Source organism: Arthrobacter sp. SD76 (genome assembly GCF_049726125.1).
Taxonomy (GTDB): domain Bacteria; phylum Actinomycetota; class Actinomycetes; order Actinomycetales; family Micrococcaceae; genus Arthrobacter; species Arthrobacter nitrophenolicus.
The window spans coordinates 1,873,406-1,887,746 of record NZ_JBNBLR010000001.1; the positions used below are offsets into that span (position 1 = coordinate 1,873,406).

The window sequence follows — 14,341 nt, forward strand, 5'->3', positions numbered from 1 at the left end:
CCTAGTTGACGTTGTCGGGATGGGAGCCGGTGCGGTGTCCCCGCTCCAGCCCAGCGATCGCTGCCATGTCCCGCTCGGAAAGATCGAAGCCAAAGACATCCATGTTTTCGCGGATGCGTGCTTCGGAGCTCGCCTTGGGAATGGCCACATGGCCAAGCTGCATGTGCCAGCGCAGGATCACCTGGGCAGGGGTCCTGCGGTGTTCCGCCGCGCAGGCCCCGATCACGGGATCGGCGAGCACCTGGCCCCTGCCGAGGGGACTCCAGGCTTCGGTCATGATGCCCAGCTCCTTGTGCTTGCTGCGCAGTTCCTCCTGCTGCAGCCAGGGATGGAGCTCAATCTGGTTGACGGCGGGAACCACCTCGGCCGTCTGCAGCAGCCGGTCAAGGTGTGCGGGCTGGAAGTTGCTGACGCCGATGGCGCGGACCCTGCCTTCCCGGTACAGCGTTTCCAGTGCCCGGTAGGTCTCCGGGTACAGCCCCTGCCGCGGGCAGGGCCAGTGGATGAGGTACATGTCCACGTAGTCCAGCCCCAGGTTGACCATCGAGTCATCGAAAGCCCGGAGCGTGGCGTCGTAGCCGTGATGGTCGTTCCAGACCTTGGTGGTGATGAAGATATCCTCCCTGGAGAGGGCCGGAAAGAGCTCACCTGACCCTCCGCTGCCCGCCTGCGCGCTGAGCTGGGGGCTGATGCCGCGCGCCACGCCCAGCTCGTTGCCGTACATCGCTGCCGTGTCGAAGTGGCGGTAACCCGCCGCGAGGGCCATGGCAACGAGCCCTTCGGCTTCGGCAGCGGGCACCTTGTACAGCCCGAAGCCGAGCTGGTTGATCAGCACGCCGTTGTTCAGGCTGAGCCGGGGTGAGGTTCTCATGGCATCGACTCTACCCACTCGCGGTGGCGAGGCCTTCGAAATCCACCAGCCGCCGCGCGGTTGCTTCATCCAGGATCAGGTCGGTGGCAAGGATTGCTGCCAGGGCTCCCCGCAGGCTGTCGATCTTGGAGGCGCCGGAGACCACGCAGATCCTCCGCCGCACCTGCCGGAGCTGTGAAAGGGCCGGGCCGGTGGAGCGTTCGTTCAGGACAATGCCGTCGGAGGACCCGTCGCCGCGGAAGAAGACCGTGGCAACGTCACCCACCACATCCGAGGTGGCCAGCGCGTGGAGGTCGTCCTCGTCCAGGTAGCCGCCGGAGTAGACGTGGCTCGGGTAATCGGCATCCACCGAGCCGACGCCGAAGATGGCGATGCTCATCTTCGCCTGCAGTGCCAGGATGCGCTGCACGCTGCGTTCATTCCACATGGCGGTCTTGGTGGCGGCATGGTCGAAAAAAGCGGGCACCGGGAACTGCTCCACGCGGGCTCCGTACGCACTGCCGAAGCGGCGCATGATGTCGCTGGCGTAGGTAATGCCGGTGGTGTGCATGTTGCCCGCACCGTTCAGCTGGACGATGACGCTGTCATGGGTGATCTTCCTTGTCAGGTGCCGGCTGACGGCACTGATGGTCGATCCCCAGGCCACCCCGATGATGGTGTTCGAGTCCACCAGCGGCCCGATGGTCCGGGCTGCCTGGATGGCCACCCGGTCCAGGGTTTCGGCCTCGTTGAGCGTCTCGAGGACGGGGACCACGTGCACGTCCACGCTGTAGCGCTGCCGGATCATGCCCTCCAGTTCGGGCCCGGTGTCCAGGGGGTTGCGGATCTGGACCTGGACCAGGCCGGATTCGCGGGCAGCGGAAAGAAGCCGGGAAACGGTGGACCGGGAGGTCCGGAGTTCCCGTGCGATGGCATCCATGGTGAGATCCTGCAGATAGTACATCTGTGCAGCGCGGAGGGCATCCGCGTGCCGGGAGGGGTTCATCGGCATTCCGTTCTGCACGTTTGTGCATTGAGCTTGACTCCATTTTCCATCAGTTCAACCATGGTTTGGGAACGGCGGCGAAAGCGCCGCGCATCGGGAGAAATCACCAGGAGTAGTTGTGGGAGCCACAGAGCCAACCGTCCATCCATCCGCGCCCCGGCAGTCCGCCGAAGCGCCGAAGCCGGGGTCGGTGCGAAGCCCGGTGGGCAACCTGAAGCGGCGTCCGCATGCCAAAGTGCTGGTGGTGGGCGGCGGCATCAACGGTGTGGGCACGTTCCGCGACCTTGCCCTGCAGGGTGTCGACGTCGCACTCGTGGAACGCGGCGACTACTGCCAGGGTGCAAGCGGTGCGTCATCGCACATGATCCACGGCGGCATCCGCTACCTGGAAAACGGCGAGTTCCGGCTGGTCCGGGAGTCGGTGGTGGAGCGCAACAGGCTGCTCCGGATCGCGCCGCACTACGTCAAGCCGCTGCAGACCACCATTCCAATCTTCAGCACCTTCTCCGGCGTACTGGCCGCGCCCCTGCGCTTCCTCACGCACAAGCAGCAGGGCAAACCGAAGGAGCGCGGCGCGTTCCTGATCAAGCTCGGCCTGAGCCTGTACGACTCCTTTCCCGGGCCGGCGGAACAGTGCCCCGGCACCGGTTCCTTGACCACAAGCGGGCATTGGCGGAGCTGCCTGCGCTGCGGCCCGACGTCAAATACACGGCCACCTACTTCGATGCCTCCGTGCACAACCCCGAGCGGCTTACCCTCGACGTGCTGCAGGACGGCGAACTGGCCGGCCGGACGGGCGCCGCCCCGGGGCAGGGAGACACTGCCCGTGCCAGCAATTACGTGTCACTGCAGTCCATGACGTCCCGGCCCAACCCTGGAACCGGGCGGGGAAGCACTGTCCGGCTCCGGGACGAACTGACGGGGGAGGAATTCGACTTCACCGCCGACGTCATCGTCAATACCACCGGCGCCTGGGTTGACCTCACCAACCAGGCGATGGGCTCCTCCTCGTCCTTCATGGGCGGCACCAAGGGCTCGCACATCGTGCTGGACAATCCCGCCCTGCTTGAGGCCTGCCGGGGCCGGGAGATCTTCTTCGAGCACACGGATGGCCGGATCGTCCTGATCTACCCGATGGGTGACCGCGTGCTGGTGGGCACCACCGACGTGGATGCCGACATGGCCCAGGACGCCGTCTGCACCGACGAGGAAATCTCGTACTTCTTCGACCTCATCGGGCATGTGTTCCCCGCGGTCCCGGTGACCCGCGAACAGATCGTCTACACCTTTTCGGGCGTACGTCCCCTGCCCCGGCATGACGCCACCCAGCCGGGCTTCGTCTCCCGCGACTACCGCATCGAGCGCCGCGGTCCGGCAGCTGGCGGGACGGGCGCCATCGTCCTGAGCCTGGTTGGCGGCAAATGGACCACCTTCCGTGCCCTCGCCGAGCACCTGGCCGACGACGTCCTGGCCGTGCTGGGCAAGGAGCGCCAGGTGAGCACCGCACAGCTGCCCATCGGCGGCGGCGCCGGTTTCCCCGCCGACGAGGCAGGCGTCCAGCAGTGGATCAAGGCGCATATGGCCCCCGGCCGGGACGCGGACCGCACCGCCGGGCTCCTGACGCGCTACGGCACCCGTGCGGAGGCGGTCATGGAATACCTCGACGCCGGCGAGGACCGGCCGCTGCACTCCACCCGCGAGCTGAGCGTGCGTGAACTCGAGTTCATGGCAGCCAACGAGCAGGTGGGCCACCTGGTGGACGTCCTCATCCGGCGGACCTCCCTGGCCTTCCGCGGGCTCGTCACGGGGGAACTGCTCAATGAGGTGGCAGAAGTGCTGGCTGTTCCGCTTGGATGGGATGCAGCAGCCCGGAAAGCGGAGATCCTCCACGCCCAGGACGTGCTGAAGCGCTTCCACCGGGTGGAAACGCCCAGCCTGGTGGCGTAGCGGTACCCCGCCGCCATCCACCGCCACCAAACCGACAAGGACGTCATCCATGAACCAGTACATTCTCGCCATCGACCAGGGCACCACCAGCACCCGCGCCATCATCTTCGACCACTCCGGCGGCATTGTCTCCTCGGGGCAGATGGAGCACGCGCAGATCTTCCCGCAGGCAGGCTGGGTGGAACATGACCCAGCGGAAATCTGGAACAACACCCGCGAAGTCATTGCCTCCGCCCTGTCCAAGGCGAACCTGACGCGGCACGACATTGCCGCCGTCGGAATCACCAACCAGCGCGAAACCGCCGTCGTGTGGGACAAAACCACCGGTGAGGCGGTGTACAACGCGATCGTGTGGCAGGACACCCGGACGCAGGACATCGTGGACGAACTGTCGCGGGACGGCGGAAGTGACCGCTTCAAGCAGAAGGTCGGACTGCCGCTGGCCACCTACTTCTCGGGCACCAAGATCAAGTGGATCCTGGACAACGTCGCGGGGGCCCGGGAACGTGCCGAAGCGGGCGACCTGCTGTTCGGCAACACTGACGCGTGGGTGCTGTGGAACCTGACGGGCGGCGTGGACGGTGGCGTCCACGCCACGGACGTCACCAACGCGTCCCGTACGCTGTTCATGGACCTGGAGACCCTGCAGTGGGACGAGGACATCCTGAAGGTCTTCGGCGTGCCGCGCAGCATGATGCCGGCCATCAGGTCGTCCTCGGAGGTGTACGGCCACGTCCACACCTCCCAGCTGCTCCGGGAAACGCCGGTGGCCGGAATCCTCGGCGACCAGCAGGCGGCCACGTTCGGGCAGGCGGCCTTCGAAACCGGCGGGGCCAAGAACACGTACGGGACGGGCTGCTTCCTGATCTTCAATACCGGCGGGGAGATTGTCCACTCCAGGAACGGACTCCTCACCACGGTCGGCTACAAACTGGGGGACGCCGCCCCGCACTACGCCCTCGAAGGATCCATCGCCGTCGCGGGCTCACTCATCCAGTGGCTGCGGGACAACCTGGGCATGATCAGCAGCGCGCCAGAGGTGGAAACCCTGGCGGCGTCCGTCAAGGACAACGGCGGCGTCTACATCGTTCCGGCGTTCTCGGGCCTGTTCGCCCCGCACTGGCGCCCGGATGCCCGCGGCGCCATCGTCGGCCTCACCCGTTTTGTCAACAAGAACCACATAGCCCGTGCCGCGCTGGAAGCCACCGCCTTCCAGACCCGCGAGGTGCTGGACGCCGTCAACGCCGACTCCGGCGTGCCCCTCAGCGAGCTTAAGGTCGACGGCGGGATGGTGGCCAACGACGCACTGATGCAGTTCCAGGCGGACATCCTGGGTGTCCCCGTCATCCGTCCCAGGGTCATCGAGACCACAGCGCTTGGGGCGGCCTACGCGGCCGGGCTGGCGGTCGGGTTCTGGAAGGACCTGGGCGAGCTGTCAGCCAACTGGTCGGAGGACAAACGGTGGGAGCCGCAGCTCGACGCGGCCGAGCGGGACCGGCAGATGCGCCTCTGGCGGAAAGCCGTCACCAAGTCCATGGACTGGGTGGACGGGGATGTGAAGTAGCCCTTCGGAGCCAGGGCCGGCCCCGGACTCAGACTGTGCCGGTTTCCACGATCCCTTTACTGCCATCCACTGTGACCCATTGGCCGGTGTGCAGGACCCTCGTGGCGTTGCCGGTGCCCACCACGGCCGGAATCCCGTATTCCCGCGCCACCAGGGAGGCATGCGCGGCGAGGTTACCCGTATCCGTGACGACGGCGGCGGCGCTGGCGAAGAGCGGGGTCCAGGCAGGTGCCGTCGCCCTGGCCACGAGGACTTCGCCCGGCCGGAAGCCCGCGAAGTCGGCCGGACCGCCGACCAGCCGGACCTGCCCGCGGGCGCGGCCGGGGCTTGCCGGGTGCCCGCTGAGTGCCCCTGCGGGAAGGGCGCGTTCTGAACGGGCCTTGTTGGCTATCCGGTCAAAGGAGTTGCCCAGCAGGGGCAGAGTGCCCAGGGTGAGCGGCGCGTCGAGTTTCCGCTGCCGCAGCCAATCATCCCGGCGCCGGGACACCTCAGCGTGCCGGGGTGGTCCGTTGGTTCGGAGCTCCCGCCGGGTAAGGAAGTAGATGTCCTCCGGATCGCTGATGGTTCCGGCCTGCTGCAGGATCGTTCCAATTCGCGCAGCGCACCGGCGCAGCAGCGGCCAGCCCAGCGTGAAGTCGCGGGCCTGTTCCTCCCGCAACAGCGCGTAGTGCTGGGCAACGGCCAGGAGGGTGTCGAAGCGGCGCAGCCGGCGGGTTCCGCGCAGGGTCCGACGGCAGGCAGCCTCGGCCGCCCGGCGCCGGTCCGCGGCATTGGAGGGAGCATGGCGCCTGGCGTCGGCCGGTGCCGGTGACACTGCCGGCTCCTCGCCCGCTGTCCTGTGGTACCAGTCAAGGCTGTACACGGCATGGGGCACCTGGGCGGGGCGGACGGGAGCAGCCCGCCGAGCAGTACCTGGTAGCCCTCAGCCCCGGATGCCGCCGGGACCCCGGATGCCACAGCGGCCGCCAGGTGCCGCCGCCAGAAGCGGGCAAGGGCCATCTCCATCTTCCAGGCGGCACCGCCGGTGACCGAGAAGTACCAAAGGTAGGCTCCTGCCGCGCCCACCACGTCCTCCACCTGGCCGATGATGTCCGGAAGGCCGGCCGCATCGCCGCCCGCCGGCTGTCCCTCCGCCAGGCGGCGGTAGGCCGGGAGGCACTCCGTCCGCCATTCGTCCTCCAGGCTCCGCAGGACAGCGCGGTCGGCACCGCGCGGGTCCAGCATGGGACGGACCACGCAGTTGAAGATGTAGCGCAGCGACCCGCCAAACAGCAGGTGGGGGAGCGCCCTCGGCGTCGGCGGAGCCACGTAGTACCAGCCGTTGACCGCGGCGTGTTCCATCGGCACCTGGACGCCGGTGGAGTGCGCCACAGCCCGGTTGTAGGCGGAGTCCAGGGTTGGCACCAGCCAGTCCATGAAGAGCGGGGTGACCGGTTCGGGCAGCCATTCGCCCAGCCGGAAGTTGCGGATCCACACGCCCTTCCCCGGCCGCTGCCAGGCCACCGGTTCAGGGACGGCGGTCATTGGCCGCGCCTGCACAAGCTGGACCTGGCCGGACCTGTCCAGCGCCCATTCGACATCCTGGGGAGCACCGAAATGCCCGGCGACCCGCTGGGCCGCGGCCGCCACCGCCGTCGCGACTTCCGCCGTCAGGAGGTCCCCGCCGCGGGTGCACGTGGCGCTGCCGTTCCGGACTGTCCATTCTTCTCCGCCCTCGGAGCCGGAGACGAGCCCTTCAGCGAGCCCCGGCACAGCGGAAATAACAGTTTCGTCCCGGGCCCCGGTCAGCGGGTTGGCGGAGAATGCGACACCCGCCGCCGTGGGCTCCACCATCTGCTGGACCAGCACGGCCATGGCTCCGCTGCCGGCCTGGCCGAGGGACTCCTGATAGGCGCGCACCCTGCCGGCCTCCGCCGACTGGAAGCAGCGGGCAACCGCAGCGGCCAGGCCTGCCGGCTCGACGTTGAGGTAGCTTTCGTACATGCCGGCGTAGGACGCACCCGGCAGGTCTTCAGCGGCGGCGGAGGAGCGGACGGCATAGGGGCCGGGGCCCGCAGCGAGGGCAGCGTCCTGCAACAGGCGCAACCAGTCGCCGCGTCCCGAGGCGTCGTCGTAGGCGGCACGGGTGACCACGTATCCGGGCGGAACCCGGAACCCTGCCATCCGCAGCCGGGACAGGGCGGCGGCCTTGCCGCCAACAGCGTCCCGCTGCAGTGCGGCGGCTCCGCCAAGCCGGGGAAAGCGGCCTTCCGCGCCCGCGGCGTTCTCCGCATCATGCATGGCGTCACCTGCCGGATCGGGGCCCGGACGGCCCGGTTCCAGTCTAGTGACGGGCAACCTGCCGGGTACAGCCCCGTTCGTCCCCGCCTCCCGCAGGTGCGCTAAAGTAGTTCCATGCGTGCGATTCTTCTGCTTAGCTAGCCGCCGGGTGTCCGAGACAACGGACAGCTGAGCGGCAGCCCCTCCATGGCGAGGGGCTTTTGTGTGTCCGGGAGGATTTCCCGGGCCGCTGCGGGAGGATCAGGCCGTTATGGCAGCACAAGTGCCGTAACAGAACAGAAGAGGGCAGCAGTGGGCGTTCAGCCGGAGACAGAGACCGGAGCAGCAGTGGCAGCGGAAGCACCCGAGGAGGGCACGTACAGCTTTCCGGCCATGGAGGCCAAGTGGCCGCAGGTGTGGGAGGACCTGAAGGTCTTCACCCCTGTCGACGACGGATCACGGGAGCGGCGGTACGTGCTGGACATGTTCCCGTACCCGTCCGGGGACCTGCACATGGGCCACGCCGAAGCGTTCGCGATGGGCGACGTCGTGGCCCGCTACCTCCGCCAGCAGGGCTATGACGTGCTGCATCCGATCGGCTGGGACTCCTTTGGCCTGCCGGCGGAGAACGCCGCGATCAAGCGGAACGCCCACCCCAGCGAGTGGACGTACGCGAACATCGACACCCAGGCCGCGTCCTTCAAGCGTTATGCCATCTCCGCGGACTGGTCCCGCCGGCTGCACACCTCGGATCCCGAGTACTACCGCTGGACCCAGTGGCTCTTCAAGCGCTTCTACGAGCGCGGCCTGGCGTACCGGAAGAATTCGCCGGTCAACTGGTGCCCCAAGGACCAGACCGTCCTGGCCAACGAGCAGGTTGTCAACGGAGCCTGCGAGCGCTGCGGCACCACTGTCACCAAGAAGTCCCTGAACCAGTGGTACTTCAAGATCACCGACTACGCCGACCGGCTGCTCGACGACATGGAACAGCTCCGCGGCCACTGGCCCGAACGGGTGCTGGCCATGCAGAAGAACTGGATCGGCCGGTCCGAGGGTGCCCACGTCAACTTCGTGATCGAGGCCGACGGCGGCAAGCCCGCCAAGGAGGTCACTGTCTTCACCACGCGCCCGGACACCCTGTACGGCGCCACGTTCTTCGTGGTGGCCGCTGATGCACCGCTCGCCGTCGAACTCGTGACGGAGGAACACGCCGCCGCGCTGGACGAGTACCGTGAACAGGTCAAGGCACTGTCGGAGATCGAACGCCAGTCCACGGAACGCGAAAAGACAGGCGTCTTCACCGGCCGGTACGCCATCAACCCGCTGAACGGGGAAAAGCTGCCCGTCTGGGCCGCCGACTACGTCCTGGCCGACTACGGCACCGGCGCCATCATGGCCGTTCCTGCCCACGACCAGCGCGACCTCGACTTCGCCCGTACCTTCGACCTGCCGGTACGCGCGGTTCTGGACACCGGCGAGGAGGACCCGGCCGTGTCCGGCACCGCCACCGCCGGCGAGGGCACCCTGATCAACTCCGGCGAGCTGGACGGGCTGCCCAAGTCTGAGGCCATCCCCGCCGCCATCGCCATCCTGGAGCGTCAGGGCACGGGCGAGAAGTTCGTGAACTTCCGCCTCCGCGACTGGCTGCTGAGCCGGCAGCGGTTCTGGGGTACCCCCATTCCGATCATCCACTGCCCGTCCTGCGGCGAGGTGCCCGTGCCCGACGAGCAGCTGCCCGTCACGCTGCCCGCGGACCTGCGTGGTGAGGACCTGGCCCCGAAGGGCACCTCGCCACTGGCCGCCGCCGAAGCGTGGGTCAATGTCGAGTGCCCGTCCTGCCACGGTCCTGCCAAGCGCGACACCGACACCATGGACACCTTCGTGGACTCGTCCTGGTACTTCCTGCGGTTCGTGTCGCCGCACTACACCGAGGGCCCGTTCGATCCGCAGAAGATCAACGACTGGATGCCGGTGGGGCAGTACGTCGGCGGCGTGGAGCACGCTATCCTGCACCTGCTGTACGCCCGATTCTTCACCAAGGTCATCAACGACCTCGGAATGATAGAGGCCAACGAACCGTTCAGCGCCCTCCTCAACCAGGGCCAGGTGCTTAACGGCGGCAAGGCCATGAGCAAGTCGCTGGGCAACGGTGTGGACCTGGGTGAGCAGCTGGACAAGTACGGCGTGGACGCCGTCCGCCTCACCATGATCTTCGCCTCCCCGCCCGAGGACGACGTGGACTGGGCCGATGTGTCCCCGTCCGGCTCCGCCAGTTCCTGGCCCGTGCCTGGCGCCTGGCACAGGATGTCGCCAGCGCTCCCGGCACCGACTTCAGTACCGGGGACCGGGCGCTGCGTTCGGTCACGCACCGCACCATCGCGGACGCCGCCGAGCTGCTGGACGCCAACAAGTTCAACGTCGTGGTGGCCAAGCTGATGGAACTGGTCAACGCCACCCGCAAGGCCATCGACTCCGGTGCAGGCGGCGCCGATCCGGCCGTCCGCGAAGCAGCCGAAGCAGTTGCCGTCATCCTCAGCCTGTTTGCGCCCTACACTGCCGAAGACATGTGGAACGTGCTGGGCCACCCCGCATCCGTCGCCAACGCCGGCTGGCCGGTCCACGACCCCGCGCTCCTGGTCCAGGCGACGGTCACCGCCGTCGTCCAGGTCCAGGGGAAGGTGCGGGACCGGCTGGAAGTCTCCCCGGATGTTTCCGAGGACGAACTCCGCGAGCTGGCCCTGGCCTCCGAGAACGTCCAGCGCGCGATGGACGGCCGCGGCATCCGCACGGTCATCGTCCGGGCACCTAAACTGGTCAACATCGTCCCGGCCTAGCAGGCCGGACCCGGCCACCGGACAACTCCGGTGGCCGGCCAGTGACACCAGGAGGCCCCTTGCCCGACAGTTCCGCCACCGGCTGGCCCTGGTTCCGGGCCCGCCTGGCAGGTTTCCGCCCCGCGCCCAAGCCCGGAGCCGGCGTCGTCCGCACCGCGGTGGTGACGGACTCGGCTGCGGCCCTGCCGCAGCCGTGGGCGGACGGGCTCAAGGCAGACGGGCTGCTCACCGTGATCCCCATGCCCGTCATGGTGGGAGCGGACATTTACGGCGAGGGTGAAGACGACATCCTGGAAACCATCGCGCTGGCCCTGGCCGCGGGGACGCCGGTCAAGACGTCCCGCCCCTCGCCCGGGCAATTCGAGCAGGCCTTCCGTGCCGCGCTGCGCCGGGGTACCCGGAGGTCGTCTCCATTCACATCTCCGGTGAGCTCTCCGGCACGGCGGATGCCGCCCGCCTGGCTGCCGCCCGGGTGGGGATCCCGGTGGAAGTGGTTGATTCGCGCACGGTGGGAATGGCGCTGGGCATGGCGGTCCAGGCCGCTGTGGCGGCTGCGGCCGGCGGCGCCGACGCGGTCCGTACTGCCTCCGCCGCGGCGGCCCAGGCCGGGCAGACCAGGGTCTATTTTTACGTCCCGAGCCTCGAGCAGCTCCGGCGCGGCGGCCGGATCGGCCCGGCGGCATCACTGCTGGGCACCATGCTGGCCATCAAACCAATCCTCGCAGTGGAGAACGGCAAGATCGTTCCGCTGGAGAAGGTGCGGTCGGCCGCCAAGGCGGTGGCCCGGCTGGAGGAGCTCGTCGCCGCCGAGGCGCAGGCCCAGCCCGGGCAGGCCGTCCGGCTGGCGGTGCACCATTTCGGAAACAGGACGAAGCCGAGGGCCTCGCGGCCAGGCTGGCAGCGGCCCTTCCGCAGTGCCCGCCGGCGCAGATCAGTTCACTTCCGGCGGTGCTTGCGGCGCATGCCGGGCTGGGTGTCCTGGCCGTCATCGTGGGCCACGACGCTGCGGGCGGCGCACCCGGGCCCAAGGCGCCGAGCCTGTCCACATAGCACCTCGCGGGCCTGTTGCCAGGTGCCCGGATGTCCCTAGCGTGAAGCCATGTCACGCCGGGATGCTGGAGCAGCGGGTCCTTCGGCGCGCCATGCCAGGTCCCGGCTGCAGGCAAGCCTGGGCGGGCGGAAGGGCCTTCTGGCCGACAGCGGCGGGGAGCAGGACTTCGAATACCGGGGGAGTGAAGAACCCCTTCCGGACACGGCGGGCGTTGAAGGCGGGCCTGCCGGGCTCGCACCCGTCCTGCGCTGGCGGCTGGGGCTTCGGGCTGCAGTCCTGCTCGGCGTCCTTGCCATTGCCGCCGGCGCGGTGTTCTGGTGGCAGACCGCGTCCGGCCGCCCGCAGATCCTGCCGCTTGCCGGGATCAGTGCGGGCCCGGCGACGGAAAGCGGGCCCCGGGACGGAGACGGCGGCGGCGCCGGGGAGGACGGTGACGGCCTGCCCGCGGCAACTGAACCTCCGGGATGTTCCGCCTGCCCAGTGGTGGTCCATATCGCCGGGGCGGTGGCCGCGCCCGGCGTGGTGACCCTGCCTGCCGGGAGCCGCGTCCATGACGCCATCGGCGCCGCGGGCGGCGGCACGGCCGACGCCGATCTCAACCGCCTCAACCTGGCGATGGTTATCGAGGACGGACAAAAAATCCATGTTCCCCGGCAGGGCGAAGCCATGCCCCCGGTACCGGAGTCCGCAGGGGCGCCCGATGCCGCGGGCGGCGCAGGTGGCGGGCCGGAATCCGGCGGTGCGAAGGTCAACCTCAACACCGCCGGGGCGGCGGAGCTTGACACCCTGCCGAAGGTGGGGCCGGTGCTGGCCCAGCGGATCGTGGACTGGCGCGCGGCCCACGGTCCCTTCAAGAGCGTGGAGGAGCTGGACGCGGTGGACGGTGTGGGCCCCAAGATGCTGGAAGCCTTGCTGCCACTGGTGACGGTGTGACGTGCCGCGGCTGGTGAACGGGCATCCCGGTGCCTAGCGACGGAAGACGCGGCAGCCGGTGGAGCCGGTTCGTTGAAGCTGCCGTCAGTGGTGGCCCCGGTACTGGCGCCAGCGGGCCGGACGGGGAGGACAGGCGGAAGCCGCCCGTTTCCGGCAAATACTCCGGGCGCATGGACGCAATCCGCGTCAGGCTTGCCCTGCCCAGGCCAAGGGGTGGCGCTGCACCACGCGATAGTGCCGGCAGCGACGGCGGGACCGGGCCGCCGCGCCGTCGTACCGACCTTCGCCTTGCCCTTCCGGCGGCCATGGTCTGGGGCGCCTCCCTTGCCGGGTTGTGGCTGACGCCCGAGGTGCTGGCCGTGCTCTGCCTGGGCCTGGCTGCCCTCGGCGTGCTGCTGCTGGCGCGCCTGCGCGGCCGGACACCCGCCGTCCGCCCGCAGGGCCGGCGCAGCTTTCGGGCCACCTCTGCCATTGCCCTCCTGCTCGCCGCCGCCGCTGCAGCCCATTCTTCCGTTGCCGCCAGCCAGCGTTTTGACGGCCCGCTGGCCGAGGCCATCGCGGGCGGCAAGACTGCGGTTGCCCTGGTGGAGGTGGCCGGTGCGCCGCGCCCGCTCGGCAGGCCCGGACTGGCAGGTCCTCCTGAACGCTGGTCCGTGCCTGTCCTGACCCGGGAAGTCGCCACCGGAGGCGTGGTGCTGCGCACCCGGGCGCTGCTGGTGGTCATGGGTGGTGGCGCTTGGGCAAACCTGGTCCCGGGACAGGCGGTGCGGGCCACCGGGAAACTGCGTCCGGCCGATCCCGGACGGTATGAGGCCGGAACGCTGGCCGCCTCTTCCGCGCCGGGCCCGGCCGACGGCGGCTCCGGACTGGAGAACGCGGCGAAGGACCTGCGGAGCCGCTTTGTCAGTGCCGCCGCTTTCCTGGCCCCTGATGCCGCAGGCCTCCTCCCGGGCATGGTCACCGGGGACACCAGCGCCCTGGACGAAGGGCTGGAGAATGCCATGAAGGCTGTTGGCATGACCCACCTCACCGCTGTTTCCGGGGCCAACTGCAGCCTCGTCCTGGGCGCGCTGCTGCTTGCCTGCCGGCGGATGCGGATGCCACGTGCACCCGCGGCCGCGGCGGCCCTGGCCGGGCTGGGACTGTTCGTGGTGCTCGTCGGCCCGGATGCCAGCGTCCTGCGGGCGGCCGTGATGGGAGCAGTGGCGGTGGCTGCCCTCGCCGGTGGCCGTCGGGGACGCGGACTGAGTTTCCTCTGCCTGGCGGTGATGGGGCTCCTGCTCGTCGACCCGGGGCTGGGCGGGAGCTTCGGGTTCCTGCTTTCGGTCCTGGCGACGCTGGGAATCATCGTTCTGGGCAGACGGATCATTGACTGGACTCCCGCTCCCATTCCCCGGTGGGCGGCCGCAGCCGTGGCGGTTCCGCTGTCGGCGCAGCTGCTGTGCGGGCCCGTCATTGTCCTGCTGCAGCCCCAGTTTTCGACCTACTCACTCCTGGCGAACGTGGCCGCGTCACCCCTGGTGGCGCCGGTGACCCTGCTGGGAACCGCAGCGGTTCCCCTCATCGTCCTGGCCCTGGCCAGCCACGTTCCTCATCGCCGTGTCTGGAACGTTCAGTGCCGGCGTCGCAGGCATCGCCCGGTTCAGCTCTCAGCTTCCGGGGGCTTCGCTTCCCTGGCCGGAAGGCCTGCCCGGGCTGCTGTCCATGCTCCTGCTCTCGGCCCTCACCTTCTCTCTAACATGGGCTGCGGCACGTCCGCGGGCAGTTGTGTGCCTTGTCCGCGCGGCACACCGGATCACGGTCTCGCTTCTTGCGCTGCCGGAGCGCAGGCGCGCAGCCTGGGATCGCCGGCATGGCTTTGACCACGGTGCAGGACATGGCAGGCTGGGATACTCCA

General features: G+C 69.0%; 7 protein-coding genes and 3 pseudogenes. 6 read left to right on the forward strand and 4 right to left on the reverse strand.

Going from position 1 to position 14,341, the window contains the following annotated elements; translation table 11 throughout:
• Position 1 precedes the first annotated feature (1 nt).
• Positions 2–871, reverse strand: coding sequence for an aldo/keto reductase (locus ACPEE0_RS09350; RefSeq protein ID WP_354175966.1), 870 nt, complete (start codon positions 869–871; stop codon positions 2–4).
• A gap of 10 nt (positions 872–881) precedes the next feature.
• Entirely contained in the window at positions 882–1,856 is a 975-nt protein-coding gene (locus ACPEE0_RS09355) for a sugar-binding transcriptional regulator (RefSeq protein ID WP_407709487.1), read from the reverse strand.
• 190 nt (positions 1,857–2,046) lie between these two features.
• Here ACPEE0_RS09355 and ACPEE0_RS09360 point away from each other — a divergent pair.
• Together ACPEE0_RS09360 and glpK are read left to right on the forward strand one after the other, a co-directional pair.
• Positions 2,047–3,803, forward strand: a pseudogene (locus tag ACPEE0_RS09360) (glycerol-3-phosphate dehydrogenase/oxidase).
• Positions 3,804–3,852: 49 nt separating this feature from the next.
• A complete protein-coding gene (gene glpK, locus ACPEE0_RS09365) occupies positions 3,853–5,367 on the forward strand; it encodes a glycerol kinase GlpK (RefSeq protein ID WP_407709485.1) in 1,515 nt (504 codons plus the stop codon).
• A gap of 28 nt (positions 5,368–5,395) precedes the next feature.
• Here glpK and ACPEE0_RS09370 read toward each other — a convergent pair whose 3' ends face one another.
• Both ACPEE0_RS09370 and ACPEE0_RS09375 read right to left on the reverse strand, forming a co-directional pair.
• Positions 5,396–5,854 carry a PEP-utilizing enzyme gene (locus ACPEE0_RS09370; RefSeq protein WP_424574404.1) on the reverse strand — a complete coding sequence of 153 codons (459 nt, stop codon included), beginning with the start codon at positions 5,852–5,854 and terminating at the stop codon, positions 5,396–5,398.
• Positions 5,755–7,647, reverse strand: a complete 1,893-nt coding sequence (locus ACPEE0_RS09375) for a PEP/pyruvate-binding domain-containing protein (protein WP_424574405.1) — start codon at positions 7,645–7,647, stop codon at positions 5,755–5,757. The genes ACPEE0_RS09370 and ACPEE0_RS09375 overlap by 100 nt, the downstream gene beginning before the upstream one ends.
• Before the next feature lie 291 nt (positions 7,648–7,938).
• On the opposite strand from ACPEE0_RS09375, the pseudogene leuS reads away from it, so the two are divergent.
• From leuS to ACPEE0_RS09395, 4 genes and pseudogenes are all read left to right on the forward strand, one after another.
• Positions 7,939–10,460 (forward strand): annotated as a pseudogene (gene leuS / locus ACPEE0_RS09380) (leucine--tRNA ligase).
• 59 nt (positions 10,461–10,519) lie between these two features.
• Positions 10,520–11,510, forward strand: a pseudogene (locus ACPEE0_RS09385) (DegV family protein).
• Between the two features lie 49 nt (positions 11,511–11,559).
• Positions 11,560–12,444, forward strand: a complete 885-nt coding sequence (locus ACPEE0_RS09390) for a ComEA family DNA-binding protein (RefSeq protein WP_424574406.1) — start codon at positions 11,560–11,562, stop codon at positions 12,442–12,444.
• Positions 12,445–12,614: 170 nt separating this feature from the next.
• Positions 12,615–14,306: a ComEC/Rec2 family competence protein gene (locus ACPEE0_RS09395; protein ID WP_424574407.1), complete on the forward strand. Its 1,692-nt coding sequence runs from the start codon at positions 12,615–12,617 to the stop codon at positions 14,304–14,306.
• The last annotated feature ends 35 nt before the right edge of the window (positions 14,307–14,341 follow it).